13 protein-coding genes and 1 tRNA gene are annotated in these 16,749 nt (G+C 31.9%); 2 read left to right on the forward strand and 12 right to left on the reverse strand.

Annotation, left to right across the window (positions count from 1 at the left end; genetic code table 11):
• Positions 1–321 precede the first annotated feature (321 nt).
• Positions 322–1,854 carry a glycoside hydrolase family 55 protein gene (locus OH806_RS07550; RefSeq protein WP_264743072.1) on the forward strand — a complete coding sequence of 511 codons (1,533 nt, stop codon included), beginning with the start codon at positions 322–324 and terminating at the stop codon, positions 1,852–1,854.
• An 85-nt stretch (positions 1,855–1,939) separates the two neighbouring features.
• On the opposite strand, the gene OH806_RS07555 is transcribed toward OH806_RS07550, so the two are convergent.
• The gene (locus OH806_RS07555; RefSeq protein ID WP_264743073.1) at positions 1,940–2,617 is read right to left on the reverse strand and encodes a YceI family protein; all 678 of its coding nucleotides are present in this window, start codon (positions 2,615–2,617) and stop codon (positions 1,940–1,942) included.
• A gap of 211 nt (positions 2,618–2,828) precedes the next feature.
• Between OH806_RS07555 and OH806_RS07560 the strand changes: the two genes are divergently transcribed.
• Positions 2,829–4,952 carry a Tex family protein gene (locus OH806_RS07560; RefSeq protein ID WP_264743074.1) on the forward strand — a complete coding sequence of 708 codons (2,124 nt, stop codon included), beginning with the start codon at positions 2,829–2,831 and terminating at the stop codon, positions 4,950–4,952.
• 44 nt (positions 4,953–4,996) lie between these two features.
• On the opposite strand, the gene OH806_RS07565 is transcribed toward OH806_RS07560, so the two are convergent.
• From OH806_RS07565 to OH806_RS07615, 11 genes are all read right to left on the reverse strand, one after another.
• Positions 4,997–6,565 (reverse strand): M20/M25/M40 family metallo-hydrolase, encoded by a 1,569-nt coding sequence (locus tag OH806_RS07565; RefSeq protein WP_264743075.1) that lies wholly within the window; start codon positions 6,563–6,565, stop codon positions 4,997–4,999.
• Between the two features lie 150 nt (positions 6,566–6,715).
• Positions 6,716–6,892: a histone H1 gene (locus OH806_RS07570; protein WP_076394683.1), complete on the reverse strand. Its 177-nt coding sequence runs from the start codon at positions 6,890–6,892 to the stop codon at positions 6,716–6,718.
• Between the two features lie 173 nt (positions 6,893–7,065).
• Positions 7,066–7,764, reverse strand: a complete 699-nt coding sequence (locus OH806_RS07575) for a hypothetical protein (RefSeq protein WP_264743076.1) — start codon at positions 7,762–7,764, stop codon at positions 7,066–7,068.
• A gap of 28 nt (positions 7,765–7,792) precedes the next feature.
• Positions 7,793–8,452 (reverse strand): hypothetical protein, encoded by a 660-nt coding sequence (locus OH806_RS07580; protein WP_264743077.1) that lies wholly within the window; start codon positions 8,450–8,452, stop codon positions 7,793–7,795.
• Between the two features lie 27 nt (positions 8,453–8,479).
• Positions 8,480–9,139 carry a C1q-like domain-containing protein gene (locus OH806_RS07585; RefSeq protein WP_264743078.1) on the reverse strand — a complete coding sequence of 220 codons (660 nt, stop codon included), beginning with the start codon at positions 9,137–9,139 and terminating at the stop codon, positions 8,480–8,482.
• 806 nt (positions 9,140–9,945) lie between these two features.
• Positions 9,946–10,851 (reverse strand): energy transducer TonB, encoded by a 906-nt coding sequence (locus OH806_RS07590; RefSeq protein WP_264743079.1) that lies wholly within the window; start codon positions 10,849–10,851, stop codon positions 9,946–9,948.
• A 145-nt stretch (positions 10,852–10,996) separates the two neighbouring features.
• The gene (locus OH806_RS07595; protein WP_264743080.1) at positions 10,997–11,119 is read right to left on the reverse strand and encodes a hypothetical protein; all 123 of its coding nucleotides are present in this window, start codon (positions 11,117–11,119) and stop codon (positions 10,997–10,999) included.
• A gap of 95 nt (positions 11,120–11,214) precedes the next feature.
• Positions 11,215–11,286, reverse strand: a tRNA-Arg gene (locus OH806_RS07600).
• Positions 11,287–11,333: 47 nt separating this feature from the next.
• Positions 11,334–13,100 (reverse strand): TonB-dependent receptor, encoded by a 1,767-nt coding sequence (locus OH806_RS07605; protein ID WP_264743081.1) that lies wholly within the window; start codon positions 13,098–13,100, stop codon positions 11,334–11,336.
• A gap of 31 nt (positions 13,101–13,131) precedes the next feature.
• Entirely contained in the window at positions 13,132–13,620 is a 489-nt protein-coding gene (locus OH806_RS07610) for a hypothetical protein (protein WP_264743082.1), read from the reverse strand.
• A 6-nt stretch (positions 13,621–13,626) separates the two neighbouring features.
• Positions 13,627–16,590, reverse strand: coding sequence for a tetratricopeptide repeat protein (locus OH806_RS07615; protein ID WP_264743083.1), 2,964 nt, complete (start codon positions 16,588–16,590; stop codon positions 13,627–13,629).
• Between the last annotated feature and the right edge of the window lie 159 nt (positions 16,591–16,749).

Raw genomic sequence — 16,749 nt, forward strand, 5'->3', positions numbered from 1 at the left:
ATACTCATTGTATTAATTCACAAGAGTCTTATGTTTTTGTTTTTTCACAATTGCTTGATTAACCTATACCCCATACCTAATAAACAATACAAGTATTTGGATCTTTACAACTTATAATTCCTTTCGTAATTCCGCTTTAATTGTTTTCATTTCACTTCATAAAATATTTTCAATTTTTTCATGATATTTTTTTGAATGTTTAGTAAAATAAATAGAGAAAAAAATTATACGTCAAGTTTTGACGCTACCTACTGTTACATTTGTTTAACTAAAGTTCTTGCAAGAATCTATACAATTAATTATCAACCTAAAAAAAATTAAATGAGTACAAAACAAATTCAAGATCCTCAAACTGGTGAAGTTATCAGTTTAATCCCTGTTACCAAATGGTATGATGGAACCATTATGACAGATTCAAAATGTGATGAAATTATTTATTTCAAGGGAACAATTGAAGACCCTGATCTTTATTACAAAAGATACATTGAAGACCATATTAATGTAAAGTGGTTTGGGGCTGTAGGAGATGGGGTTCATGATGATACAATAAATATTCAATCTGCATTTAATTTCTTGCTAAGCATGAGAGATGTAAGAGAAAATAGTAATTCAAGCTGTAATCTTTGCTGTTTTATCCCAGATGGAAAATACAAAATTTCCAGTATGCTATTGTTCCCTACATCCTGTACTTTAAAGGGAGCTTCTGAAAATGGCACAATATTATTCACAGAAAGAAACGATATTGCCGTTCTTTTCCCAACTTATGATGGTACGGCATTTAATACCCATGATAATCCTAAAGTCGATATTTATAGAAAAAACAAAGAATATACAATTATAAGAGATCTAACAATTGGGGGAAATTTTTATAAAGTTGACCCCTATGGTGATAGACCAGCCGTTTCAAATAGTTTTGGGAAAGGAATTTTACTTGATAAAATGGTAAAAGTCTGTATTCAAAATGTTGCTATTGATGGATTTGAAACAGCGGGAATACATTGCAATGAAAGTTATTACACTTGTATAAGTGATACTATTTTAATTAATAACAGAATTGGTTTATTAACAACTAAAGCCCCTATTGCTACTACTTCTGTTTCTGCAGTTAATACAGAAATAAGACTTAATTCGACAGGCATTATAATGACTGATTCTTATGGGGGTTATTTTACTAATTGTTTAGTAGAAACTAATATTGCAAATTATTCAGATACGATTGATTTTAGCCAATCTCCAGACTCATCCAAAAGTATAGCTGTAACTTTAAAGAACTGTCAAAATATTAATTTTTCAAATTGTTATTTTGAAGCACATTTAGTTACTATTGTACTATATTCGTCTCAATCTAATGTATTTAGCAATTGTTTCTTTGCTCCTGCAGCTGGAATATTTATGGAAGGAGCTCTCATATCACCTTACTTAGTCTGGTTCTATGGAAACAATGCATCTGATAATAAGTTCATAAATAATTATTATTTAAGTTCTGATACAACTGAAACACTTTCTCCGGCTCATAAATTCTTTACACATTACAGAAACACATCTTCGGGAAACGTTTTTGAGCTAACAACTAAAGATCAACTGGATAAATTCATTTCACAAAATCAAAATGAATTCGATGAATTCATAAATAATAATTGGAAAGAAAATGCTCCTAAGTTTATTTGTGATGGCTCAAATGAACAATTTGTAGATGTAGAAAGAAGATACATTATTGATAAAACTTTCGGAATAACTTCAGAACGTCCTACAACCAATCTTTACAAAGGACAACATTATTTTGATTCAACCATAGGAATGCCAATTTATTGGCAAGGATCACAATGGGTGAAACCCGATGGAACATTGGCATAATAATAAATTCTTTGCTATACATAATAGCTAAAATGAAGGTCACCTTTTTCAAGGTGACCTTCTATTATACTTTGAAATAAAATATTTATTTTCCAGCTTTCACATCTACAGCAATTTCGATATCTTTACTAATCATCCATTCTGCAGGATCTGCTTCAGAAGTACCAAACTGAATTCCCCAGTCTGCTCTGTTTACAGTAAATTTAGCCTGAATAGAAGCTGAATTGTCAACAATATCAACTTTTGCAGGGAAAGTAACATTTACTGTTTTTCCTAATAAAGTAAGATTTCCGCTTATTGTTTTATTAGCACCTGCAACAGCATCTTTTGGAGCCTCCGCTAAATCTGCAACACTTGTTATTTTAAAATCAGAAGTAGGATTTTTAGTTACATTAAAGAAATCTTCATTCTTTAAGTGAGCTTCCAAATCTTCAGGTTTTTTATCAGCCTCCGTTACTGAAGCCGGATCTACTTTAATAGAAGTCATGTCTATAATAAAATTACCTGCAGAAAGTTGCCCTCCTTCAACATTTAATTCACCTGATTTCACATGAATAGCTCCCCATCTTGGTGCAAAACCACCTTTATGAAATGCTTTCCAGTTTACAACTGAAGTTACTGTATCTACCGCAAAAGCATCTCCTTTTGCTTCTGCAACAGTCTGCTCAGAATTTGTAGCAGCCGCATCTGCTGATTTTTCCTTATTACAAGATGCTAAAAGTAACCCAACACTCATTAATCCAATTACACTAAGTTTTTTCATACTAATTTGTTTGTAAAAATTTATTTTAAATTATTTAAATTCTTGATTTCAGACAAGCAAAAATAGAAAAAAAGAATTTTGTACCATCTTAACATACATCAAGAAATGAAAAAACAACCCCCTTTCAAACCATGAATTAAATCATGTACAGTAAGCCTTATTATTTTAATCAAGACGAAAAATGCCTATTTTAGCCATTCAAAAATGAAGAATGAACACTATTAACTATATAAAGCAAACTCTCAATATTTCTGAAAAAAGCATTAATGCAACGCTAGAATTACTTTCTGAAGATTGCACAATTCCCTTTATTGCAAGATATAGAAAAGACAAAACAGGAAATCTTGATGAAACACAAATTGAACAAATTTTAAAACTCAATAAACAATTTGAAGAAATTTTAAAGAGAAAGGAAACAATCCTCAAATCTATTGAAGAGCAAAATGCCTTAAGTCCGGAATTGAAACAAAGAATAGGTGAAAGCTTTGATATTCAGGAACTGGAAGATTTATATTTACCATTTAAAAAACGTAAGAAAACTAAAGCTGATACCGCAAAAGAAAAAGGCTTAGAGCCTCTGGCAAAAATTATTATGAGCCAAAAAGCTCAGGACATTCAGTTTTTAGCTTCAAAATATATTAATAATCAGGTTGCGTCCGAGGAAGAGGCTTTGCAGGGAGCCAGAGATATCATGGCGGAATGGATTAACGAAAATATGTATGTCAGAAAAAATCTTCGCCGATTATTTCAACGGAAAGCTGTCATTACTTCAAAAGTAGTAAAAGCTAAAAAAGAGGAAGAAGAAGCTCAAAAGTTTTCTCAATATTTCGAATGGGAAGAAAGTTTAAACAGAACTCCATCTCACAGATTACTTGCAATGCTAAGAGCAGAAACCGAAGGTTTTGTTAAAATTAATATCGTAATTGACAAAGAAGAAGCCACTGATTTTATTGAAAAAACCATTATAAAATCCAACAACGAAAGTTCGGAACAGATTTCTTTAGCTATAAAAGATAGTTATAAAAGATTACTAGAACCTGCTATTTCTAACGAAACATTACAGGAAGCTAAAGAAAAAGCAGACAAAAAAGCCATTGAAATTTTCTCTGAAAATCTAAGTCAGCTATTACTTGCTCCGCCTTTGGGAGAAAAAAGAATTTTAGCTATAGATCCAGGATATAGAAGTGGCTGTAAAGTTGTTTGTCTGGACGAAAAAGGAGATTTATTGCACAATGAAACGATATATCCTCATGCTCCGCAACATGAAAGCGGAATGGCAATGAAAAAAATCCGTTCTATGGTAAATGCTTATAATATTGAAGCCATCTCTATCGGAAACGGAACAGCAAGTCGAGAAACCGAATTTTTCATTAAAAAAATCGCCTTTGATAAGCCATTACAGGTTTTCGTAGTTTCAGAAGCGGGAGCTTCCGTTTACTCGGCAAGTAAAATCGCAAGAGATGAATTTCCGAATTATGATGTAACTGTTCGTGGAGCAGTTTCCATCGGGAGAAGACTTTCAGATCCGTTGGCTGAATTGGTAAAAATTGATCCCAAATCAATAGGAGTCGGACAATATCAACATGATGTAGATCAAACTCAATTGAAAAACGAACTGGATTCTACCGTGATGAAATGCGTAAATTCTGTTGGAATTAATTTGAATACAGCAAGCAAATCTCTATTAAGTTATGTTTCTGGGATTGGAGAAAAAATGGCAGAAAACATCGTAAACTATAGAGCAGAAAACGGAGCTTTTGAAGACAGAAAACAACTCAAAAGAGTTCCAAGGTTAGGAGAAAAAGCCTTTCAACAAGCTGCTGCATTTGTTAGAATTACCAATGCTAAAAACCCTTTAGACAACTCAGCAGTTCATCCTGAAGCCTATGGAATCGTAGAAAAAATGGCAAAAGATTTAGGAATTAAAACCAATGAACTAATCGCCAATAAAGATAAAATTAAGCAAATTCAGCCTGAAAAATACATTACCGAAGATATTGGAATTTTAGGAATTCAAGATATTTTAAAAGAGCTTGAAAAACCTGGATTAGATCCTAGAAAAGCCGCAAAGGTATTTGAGTTTGATCCTAATGTAAGAAGCATTAAAGATTTAAAAATTGGAATGATTTTACCAGGAATCGTTAATAATATTACTGCTTTTGGATGTTTCGTAGATTTAGGAATTAAAGAAAGCGGACTGGTTCATATTTCTCAGCTAAAAGACGGTTTTGTTTCTGATGTAAACGAGGTAGTGAAACTCCATCAACATGTTCAGGTAAAGGTAACGGAAGTTGATGAACAAAGGAAAAGAGTGCAACTAAGTATGATACTTTAAAAATTATCTAAAGGCTACCCGTTTGAGTAGCCTTAATTTTTTATTTAAAATCCTTTAGAATCTCTTTTCGGCTCCTTTACTTCGGGCCATTTTGCAACTTCACCTTTTTCATTCACAGGCATTGAGCGTTTAGTTCTATCTGTAAATTCAGGATCTTCAGAAGCCATATAAGCTAAAGTTGCAGTTAAAACCACATTGTTTTTCACCTCATCAAAAACAATTTTATCATAGGTATCTTTTGTGGTATGCCAAGTATATCCGAAATATCCCCAATTTAATGAACTTAAAGAAAAACCAGGCACTCCTGCTGCCACAAATGAAGAGTGATCAGAACCTCCACCACTTGGCATTCCCGGAAAATCTGTTTTTATATGATCTTTAACCGTTTTAGGAATAGCGTTCAACCATTTTCCGATATAATCGTAGGAATTTACGAAACCTTGTCCGCTGATATTAATAACCCTTCCTGTTCCATTATCCTGATTAAAAACAGCTTGTGTACCTTTAATAATTTCAGGATTATCTGCTACAAAACCTCTGGAACCATTTAGTCCCTGTTCCTCACTTCCCCAAAGTCCGACAACAATAGTTCTTTTATTATTGGGATAATATTTCTTAAGAATTCTCATGGTTTCAAGCATTGTAATAACTCCTGTTCCGTTATCTGTTGCACCTTGAGCTCCATCCCAAGAATCTAAATGAGCAGAAAGAATCACATATTCATTCGGTTTTTCTTTCCCTTTAATCATTCCGATTGTATTAAAGCTTTTGGTTTCAGGAAGAATTTTAGACTGAGTTTCAATTTTAATTTTAGGCTTAGCTCCGTTTTCGGACATTCTATACAACATTCCATAATCTTCAACATCAATATCAATCATCGGGATGGATTTTGTTTTTGCCCCGAAAATTCGGTTAGCTCCCATTATTCCTGTCCAATTAGAAATTGCAATTGCACCAGCTCCTGCCTTTTCTAATGCTTCTGGCAACGTAGTATTGTCATATCCAATATTTTTAACGTAATCATTAAATTCTTTCGTTGCCTGTTCTTTTTCTTTTTTCAATTTTTCGTAAAGTTCAGGTGTTGCAAACTCTTTTATTTGTTCGTTCGAACGACCTATTTTCTGATATTGTGCCATGAGGACAATTTTTCCTTTCACAGAAGGCAACCATTTATCAAATTCTGCTTTTGAAGATACTTTAGGAAGAATCACAACTTCTGCTTCTACAGCTTTTTTTGTGGCAGGACTCCATGCTAATTGTGTTGCAGACAAAGATTTAATTCTAGGATACGTCATATCAACATGTGTAATTCCCCTTTGCCATCCTTTCCAAGTTCCAAACTGTTGAAGATTGGCTTCTATTCCCCATGAACGAAGTTTATTTGCAGACCATTCATTGGCTGCCAACATTTCAGGAGTTCCTACCAGTCTTGGACCTATACCATCCAATAATTCATATGCCAATCCTTCAAGTTGAGAATTGGTATTTACTTCATTTACAAAATTTTGAACAATAGGATTGAGCTTTTCTTTTGAATCTACAATTATCTGTGCCGATGACAACTGTGTAGCTAAAACAACAGCCGGTATTATAAAAAACCTGTTTATCTTCATAACTTTTATTGCTTGGTTTAAAGATAAAGAGATTCGAGGAGAAGGTAAAATAAAAAAAGAAAAAATACTTTAAATAAAGGAAAATTTAAATCTAAGTTTTAAAAATAACGAAATAAAAAAACCGACTTTAATGAGTCGGTTTAGGAACAATTATTTTTTTGATTCTTCTACAGAAACTTTTCTGAATTCTTTAAACAATTTACTTAGTTCCAAAGCTGCTTTACGAGCTCTAGTTCCAGCTGCCTTGTTTCCTTTTTCAGCTTGTTGATTTGCTTCAGTTGTAAAAGCTTCAAATTCTGCGTTGATTTTTTCGATTAGTTCTTTCATTATTGTTAAAATTTAGGCTGCAAATATAGGTTTTATGGTGATTCCAGCCAACTTTGACAAGAAAAGTTTATTAGATTTCTTACATTTCAGTTGCGCTTATTCCAAATTCAATGTAAAGTTTGATAATTTCTCTTGTTATTTCAACATCACAACCTCTATTAATTTGAATAATATTAAGAATTCCCTGTAAAAAGTATAGATATACTTGCTTTTTCAAACTTATATTTTTGAGTATGAGACCCTGAAATAGTAATTTTATCTCCTACAGAAAAATAGGCTGTTCCTGAAACGCTATGTCCCACCCAATCACTTATCTCATGATGATAAGTAGAATAAGCAGCAACTGTCTCTGTATTATTTTTTAGTATTTCGGTGATGGCTGTACCATGTGTTGTATTTGTAGGATTATCTTCTAAATTATATCCTAAATATCCTATTATCTTATAAAAACCAGCTTTATTTACAGTATATTCTCCAGTGGTAGTATTATATGTCAAATAAGCAGATTTCACTTTAGGTGTCGTTTCAAATTTCACCGTTGTTCTAGTTTTAGCCGTATACGATGCTCCTCCTGCAGCCGATGGACTTAATGATTTTTTCATTCCTAAACCGGCAATTAATGGTACAATTTCTAAATCTTCTATTTTTTGCCAATGAGGAGCGTTTCCTGTTCCATTAGACATCAACACATCATTTGTTCTTCCCACATCTCCATACACGCTAGCATTTCCGCCAACACTTAACTCTTTTGTGACCTGTAATCCTCCATTTACATGTGCTGTTGCAAGTGGTGTATCTGTATTCACTCCAATTTGTGAATAAAAATAAGAGGGTAATAAAAACAAGAATAGACCTATTATATATGATTTCATTATATTAACTTTTAGAATTATAAAATAATTAGTTGCCCAAATACATAAAAGAAAGAGAAGCATTACGCAGTGAAAAATTACGAGTGAAAGTACCTTCAAGACTGACTGAATCTCCCTCATTAAAATATTCAAGTCCAGTAATATTATGTTCTATAATACTTGCTGATACAGGATGTGCTGAATCTGAATGAGATATCGCTTCATTATTTTTATATAGTCCTGTCACTGCAGTACCATCACTTGGCGAACCTGATATAACATATTCTAGATAGCCAGTAAGAAGATAATATCCCGATTTTACCACTTTAAAATATCCTGTAGTACTACTGTATGTTAAATATGTTGTATCATTTTTGGGTAATGTTTCAAAAGAAACTACACTCCAATTATTCGCTGAAAAGCTTTTAGTATTTGACCTTAAAGCTACATTAGTTATTTGTGGTATATCTATATCAGCTGGTTTTTTCCATTTTGGAGGTAAACCTGATCCTTGTGAGGTTAAAAATTCCCCTACTGTTCCTGGCTCCCCAAGAGTCGTGGCTGAACCACCTACGCTTAATTCTTTTGTCACTTGTAAGCTCCCATTTACATGAAGTTCTGCTTGTGGAGTCGGCGTTTTTATACCTACTTGAGCCGAAATGTATATTGAACACATTAATGACAATGTGCAAATGTATTTTTTTTTCATTTTTTTCAGTGTTTTATATATCGTAAATCAATTTCCTAAGTACATAAAAGATATTGAAGAATTTAGCAAACTGTACTGACTAGAATAAAGACCTTCTAAAGAAATAACATCCCCTACAGCAAACAAATGCGTTTTAGTCAAATTATGATTAATCGTGGTTGTACCTGTAAGGTGTGATGTCGTTGAGGCTACTATTTTTACTCCATTCTTTTTAACAGCTGTTACTGCAGTACCATTTGCTGCACTTGACGATATTGAATATTTAAGATAAGCTGTAAATAAATAATAACCAGCTTTCACTACTGTAAACTTTCCTGTAGAGGTACTATAAGTCAAATATGAATTATCACTTCTGGCTACAGAGTCAAATATTACTGGAGTAGAGGTATTTGCAGATGAACTTGCAGACGTTGTTGTTTTGATAGATAAATTAGTCTCAACAGGAATATTAACCTCATCCAAAGTTTTCCATACAGGGCTATTACCAACTCCCTGTGAGACAAGAACGCTTCCTGACCTTCCAGAATCACCAGATGTATTTTTAGATCCTCCAACTTGAAATTCATTTGTGACTTGTAAATCACCATTAACATGTAAAGACGTCTTTGGCGTACTTGTACTTATTCCTACCTGACTTTTTAGATAAAGCGAGATAATGAACATTAAGCAAGATAATGTTTTTTTCATTCGTTAAATTGTGTTTTTTAATTTTATTAGTCGATTATAAAATAGACGAGTTAAAAAGTAATATTAAAATTATTTTTTTAAAATTTCATCTATTTTAAAATCAAGCCAACAATTTTAGTCATTTGAACTTTTAAGTAAGAAAAATAAGGTATCACACAGATATCACATTAATAAACATTAGTATTTAAAGTACTTTAATGTATATCTTGAGTAAATTCATTTAGTAATTTATTACATTATAAATTCCAACTGTTAATCAAATGTGATATCAATTATATATAGTATTCCATAGAAAGAAGGGTAAATAATTACCATTTTAGGACTTCCACATTTAAGATTTCATTAAATTTTTATTTGAGCCAACAAAACCGACTTTCAATTCAATCTAGAATATCTATTTTTGATATATGTAAAAAACTAAATAATTCCACTTTTTTACAATAAAATTATGATTAAAAGCAAGTTCTAATTTTTAAACAACAAATATTTTATTTATTAAGATTCTTTTCAACCAGAAACCTTGTTTAAAAGGAATGTAAACTAAACAAAAAAGCCCCTAATAAAGGGGCGATATGTGACCGCAGAAGGACTTGAACCCTCACTGTCGGAGCCGAAATCTGCTTTATAACAATTTTATACGTATTAATCGTTGTTTTCAAAGGTTAAAAATAATAAATTTTATCCGAAGTATTACTGATTTTTACTTTTTTTGTTACTGAATTTCTTCGCTTAAATGTATAAAAATACCCCAATAACTCGGGGTTCAATTTATTTATGGTTGCCATACTTTTGATGATTTGTATTGTTTATTCAAAGTTCATCTTAAACGGAACATTGTATTTTGAACGAACATATTTGCCTTCTTTTTTAGCAGGAATCCATTTATTATTAATTGATTTAATTGTTATTATAGCTTGATTGTTAAATTCTTCATTCAAACCATATGCTTTTATATCCGAAATTGAACCATCTGTTTCAATATAAAAAGATAAGTTCGTTGTAAAATTTCCAGCCTCGGTAATTTGAGAACTATCAAATTTCTTTTCAAATAAATTTCTTAATGCAATTATTCCACCTGGAAATTCTGCCTGTTGTTCTATTTCACTATTATTGTTTAAATAATCTTGAGAATCACTTTGCTTTTTGGCTGTTTCTATATACTGATTTCTTTTATATAAAGCGGATAATGAATTTTCGTAAGCCTCATTACCAATATACATTCCTTCATTGTATTTAAGAGTTTTAACCGTATTATCCATGTATTGTATTTTTATGGTGGTCATTCTTAGTGTTTCAATTATACTAGTAAACCAAAGATATTGAAAATCCCATTCAGCTATTCCGTTCGGCTCTACCGGACCAATACCTTTTACTGTTTTATAAAATGAACCTTTTGAACCGACCAAATCACCTACAGGATTTTCACCGCCAACTGTAAACCAAATATATTTAATTGTCTTCTTGGATGGATTATAAATTTTAAACATTGCTCCAGTTGAATATTCATCTCCTGTTGCTCTATAGTTAATAATTCCTAACCCATATTTAGTTGTAGCAATTAATGGACGTAGAGATTCTACAAACTCATTGTCAAGCTTTTCATATTCATCAACTTGTATAGGAGGTGATGATATAACATCACTATTGTTAGGTTCAGGAATTTTCTGAGCAATCAAACAGCTTGAAATCAGAATTAATAGAAGTTTTTTCATATAATAACTTTTAATCCGCAAATGTAATATTAAGCATTTATTATTATTTACGGATATCCGTAAAAATACGGTATTTTTAAAAATAAATCTTTCGTGTTGGAATTAATTTTATATTAGCGCACAACTTTAAAAGATGCTTAATAAATTAATATATTTTAGCATGCTTCACTCTGTCTGGTTCATAAAAACGACACTGAATAAACCAATCATCATTAGAGTTGGTTACGAGGAAATCGGATCTTTTACATCCGAAATTAAGATTTTTCATACGTATTAATTGTTACTGTTATTGTTACTGATTAATACGCTTCCAAAAAGCTTTAAAAGTAGCAAACCAGCTGTGGGATTGGGTTTGCTACATTGTGACCGCAGAAGGATTCGAACCCTCACTGTCGGAGCCGAAATCCGAAGTTCTATCCATTAAACTATGCAGCCGATTCAGATAAAAGATAGGTTCTAAGCCAAAATCTATTATCAGTTTTCTAGAAAGTAATCTTCACTCCTCCTAAAATCTGAGCTCCAAGAACCTTGTAACCTTTATAAGTTTGATACTTTGAACTTAGAAGGTTATTTCCAAGTGCGAAAATACTGAAATTTTTGTGAATTTTATACTCTGCCGAAAGGTTTAAATCCGCATAACCACCCACTTTATCATTAGTATCTTCTGTTGATTGATAAAGCATTGGCGAGCCAACTCCTTCAATAGCAAATGAATTGGTAGTTCTGTCACTTGCAAAAATACCTTTGAAACCTAACAATAATTTTTTATCAAGCATAGTATATTTAGCACCAATACTTGCATTTAAAAGAGGAACATTATAGATATTTTCGTAGTTTTTTAAATCATATTTTGCAAATCTTACTTCCCCATCCAAAATTAAATTTTCCAACGGAAAATATTGAATACTACCTTTGATATCACTTACATTTCCGTCATCATAAACTGCCGAGAAAGTATTGGCGAAATTATATGCAGAACGATTTAATGTATAATCATTTCCGAACAAGTCATTCGCCTTAAAGAACACGATGTCTCTCATTTTTCCGTATCCCGCAGAAATATCATACTTGAAAGTTTCGTCAATATCCCCTCTCAAACCAACATAAAAATGATATTTAGTTTCAGTAGGTTTTAAATATTGGTCAGAAACAATGAACGGATTTTGCTGAAGCAAATCACTGTAAGTATTCAGTTTTAAACCACCATCAACTCCTCCATAAAATTTGAATTCGTTGGCTGCCGCAAATTGAAACTCAGCCTGTGGAAACCAATATGTTTTATTACTTTTTAATTGTTCAGCAAAAAAATCATTAGAATTTTTAGCATTTAGGAACGAAAATGAAGAACCTAACATCAAATAAGAATCTCCTTTTCTAAAAGTAACTTTAGGTGCTAAATTGGTATTAAAAAAACTAGCCAAATTTTTATCTCTGATTGCAAAATCAGTTTTTACGCTTTCTAAACCTACCCCTAAATCTGCATTCAAATTAATCCCGGATTTTCCTACTTCTACTCCATGTTTTGAAAAATTAGCCAAAATTGAAACCTGATTTTCCTGAGCATCAAAATGGTCTTTTAAAAACGATGATTTTACCCTAACATCATTTAAAATTTCATTAGAATAAAAATCATAATACCCATTTACTTTAAACTGATTAACTTTTTGCTTTAAATCAACATCTGAAGCAGGTTCTAAAGCATAAATACCATAATAATTATAGTTATTTAAGCCATATTCAGCATTTACATTGAATTTTCCTTTGTCTCCGTAAGAATTGAGAAAAGCTCCGATTGTTGCATTGCTTTGCTTAGAATCCCAAGCGTAGTCTTTCTTCAATCCTTGAGTTGAAAGAACATGAACATCTGCTCCAACTTCAATTTTGTTTTCAAGAGTTGTGGAGATATTGGCATCTGCTAAAATTTTGCCAAAATTTCCCATTCCGAACTGAACGTAATTGTTCTGAGCAGTTCCGTCAAATTTCGGAGCCACATCTTCACCCTGAATTGTAGATGTCTTGAAGTCTGAAACCGCAGGAACATCTGTAATTGTATATTTTACAGGATTCTGAGATTTCTCTTCCGGTGGATAATTCTTAATTGTTTCCACAGAAGTTTTTTTCTTTTCGATTTTCTTTACTTCCGGTTCTCTTTTTTTATTAAGAATCAGTTTTTCTTCTTTGATTTGGGAAAACGCCACCGACGAAAACCCTAAAAATATAATGGATAATAATTGAATTCTTCTGTTCATATTTTCTTTATTTGAAAAAGTACACTATAGGCTATTTATTTGAAGCAACATAACTGCCTAATAAAGCCTTCCCTGATTGTCTTTTAAAAGTTTTTCCCAACCTAAATATATTAAACAACCAAAAACTTTGGTTAACTCCTATATGATATTGATGATGTGTTGTTGTATTGTTTTCAATTAAATCATAGCTATAGGAACTATTATACGGAAAATAACTCGGTAAAAGCCCTGCCGTAATTACAGTTCCAATGATCGGATTACCACAATAAGGTGTAGAAATTTTCATATGATACAACTTTATTCTGGTTACATAAGCTGTATCATTAGTAATTTCGTAAATTTTTGAATGTCTTAAAATTTCATATTCTTTTTTCAGTTCTTTATTCGTCACAAAGACCTTTTTCTTAAGAAAATCTGCTTTTACGTTTCTGTATTCTTTTGATGAAACATTGTAAGCAGGAAAACAGCTTCCCAAAGAAATAGAAACTATAAAAAAGTATATGAAAACTTTATAACCCATTAACCCTTATTTCTTAATTGATTTCTTAACTTCCTTCGCTTCTGCAACAATTTCAGGGAAATCTTTATAATTTTCGATAATCTGATCGCATGTATAACTTGCCTGATAATTGTCTTTTAACCCAACATAGTTTTTAGCCATTAAAACCAAAGCTTTTGCTCCCCAATATTCTTCTGAAGCATAGTTATTGGCTAATTTGAAGATAGTTTCGTTTGAAGATTTGAAAGCCTTACCTTTATTTTGATAATATGCTTTGGCATAAAGAGCTTCCGCTGCAACTTCTGTATTCGATGACTTTTCAAGGGAAGCATAAGCTGTTTGAGCATCTTTATCTTTACCTGAATTCATCAAACTTCTTGCTTTAATAACTTTCGCAGTTTCAATTACAGCCGATGAGTTTTTATTATTTGCAATTACCGCATCAGCCAATTTTTCAGCCTGAGAGAAGTTCTTTTCCTCCGCATACATCTTCATCAACTCAACATTTGCATAGTTCTTCACATTTACATTTGATGAATTTTTAATGTTTTCCAGATATTTTTTAGCTTCATTATTATCGCCTTGAGCAATGTAAATTTGAGCTAAACGAGTCTGAGCATCGTCTTGATAATCGTTCTGAACATTTGCAATCTCTTGCAATACCAACAATGCTTTTGTTGTATTTTTTGTTTGATAATAACTTTCCCCAAGCTCGTATTTTGCCTGATAAAGCCCTTCTCCTGTTGGATTTTGAGTTAAGTATTTCTCATAATAAGAAATTGCATTTTTATAATCCTTTTTAGAGAAGTATTGTTTTCCTGTGGAAAGGTTGATTTCATCAATTTCAGATGCATCTACATTTATGCCAATATTTCTTGCAAAATTTTCATATCCTGAAACATCCCCGTTTTTAGTGAAAATAGGTTTTGCAGCCTGAACAATCTTCTCTGCATACGCTGTATTCTTGTATTGTTCACCAAGAGATTTCAATTCGGATAGAGCTTTCTCATTCTGATTTTGGTCGATATAATTTTGAGCTCTGTAAATAGAAGCGTTCGCAATTAAGTCTTTATCAGAAGAAGTTTTAATTACTTTTCCGAAGAAATCATTTGAATTGGCAAAATCATCCTGAGCCGCATAAGCTGTACCAATTTCGTATTGAGCATCATCATAATATTCCGAATTTGGATATTTTGACAATAAATTTTTAAGATTGTTAATTTTTGCCTGAGTATCACCTTTAAATCCTAAAGCCATTGCTTTTTGATACAATGTATAATCTGTGGCATCATCGGTTTTATCATAAATTGCGATAGCCTCGTTCAAATTATTATTTGCATAATGAATATCTGCCAAACGAAGTTCTGCATCATTTTTAAACTCCGATTTCGGATTATTAAGATATTGTTTGAAATATTTTTCTGCTTGGTCAAATTTTTTAGATTTAAAATAAGCATATCCTAAATCATAAGGCAATTGTTGCTTTTCAGGGAAATTTTCATTTAATAGTTTTTCATAACGAACAATCGCAGAAGGGTAATTTCCTTTTTGATAATAAACCTGCCCTAACCAATATAAAGCTCTGTTGTTGAACTCTTTATTAATATTAAAAGCCAGACTTCTCAGAAAATATTGTTCTGCCTCATCATAATTTCCTTTGTTAAATTCTTCTGTTCCCAACAAATAAGAAACTTCCTGGTCAACTTTATCAATATCAGGAGAAGAACTTTGAAGTCTGTCTATCGCATTTAATGTTTCTTTATAGTTTCCTGAATATAAGTAAGATTTTACCAAAAGTGACCTCATTTCGGCTCCGTTTGTATCATTCGGATTTTCATTGATATATTTTTGGATAACATTCGAAGCACTTTCAAACGGGTTACCTATATCATAACTTAGTTTTGCATACTGTTCATGCGCTAGTTTTTTAACTTTTGCATCATAATCCATCTGATAAGAAGAGCGGAATGCGGATAAAGCTTCCTGTTTTTTATCTACAGCCAAATACGCGTTCCCCAATTGATAATAAGCATTTTGAGCCAAAGCTGAATTACTGTTAATCAATTGGTTGTAATAAGAAACCGCTTCATCATATTTTTTAAGCTGAGCTGCAACAAATCCCATTTCATAAAGGTCATTTTCAGACGGATTTTGCTGAACACTCAAATAATCTTTCAAATGTGGATAAGCCGAAGTATAATCATTCTTCATGAAGTAACTTTCACCAATGATTTTGTGAACTTCAGCTTTGTAAGATTCAGAAATATCTTCATTTAATAAAGCATTTCCTTCAGAAATTGCTCTATCATAGTCCTTATCATTGTAATACATCTGTACATAATAAGGACGAACTAGTTTTGAGTATTTAGGCTGGTCTTTTACAGAATCAAAATACTGAAATGCTTTATCATTCTGTCTATTCGAGTAATAAAGATGTCCCAACATATAAGCTATATCTCCTTTTTGAGATTCATCGGCTGTTTTATAAGCTTCTTCTAAGGCATCTGTTGCACCTTTAGAATCTCCCATCATGAATTTAGCATACCCCAACTTCAGGATATACTGCGTATTTTCTTCTTTTGAAAGCTGATACTGATTAACTTTTTTCAAAGTCTCTAAAGCCTTTTCAAAATCTTTTTTTGCTAAATAATAGTCTGCCAAAGGAAGATTAGCCTGTGCAAAATATGCTGATTTTGGATATTCTTTCATAAAAGCAGTCAATCCTTCTTCAGCATGATTTTTTTGAAGAATTACACCTATTACATTATCAAAAAATTGAGCTGCCTCCTTTTTTGAGCGTGACAAATTCTCATTATAGAAATATTGTCTTGCATATTCAAATTGAGAAGCATTATATATTTTAGTCTGATAAAGATTTTCAGCCAGATTGAATCTGTAGTTTTCTTTCTGTGTAAAGTATTGAGACTGTTGAGCTTCGGAAATACCGAAATACATCACCGCAGTCGCCAGAAGTATCTTTTTTGATTTCATTAATATCAAATTTTAAAATGTGTAAGCCACAAATAAAGAGCCAAATATTTTAAATTTAAGGGAAAAAGTTATCCACAATTTATCAACGAAAATATTGAAAAGATATTGTATATACAAGCGTTTTAACATATTGTTAATATGTGGATTATTTTTTAATAC

This window comes from Chryseobacterium oryctis (genome assembly GCF_025971925.1).
Classification (GTDB): domain Bacteria; phylum Bacteroidota; class Bacteroidia; order Flavobacteriales; family Weeksellaceae; genus Chryseobacterium; species Chryseobacterium oryctis.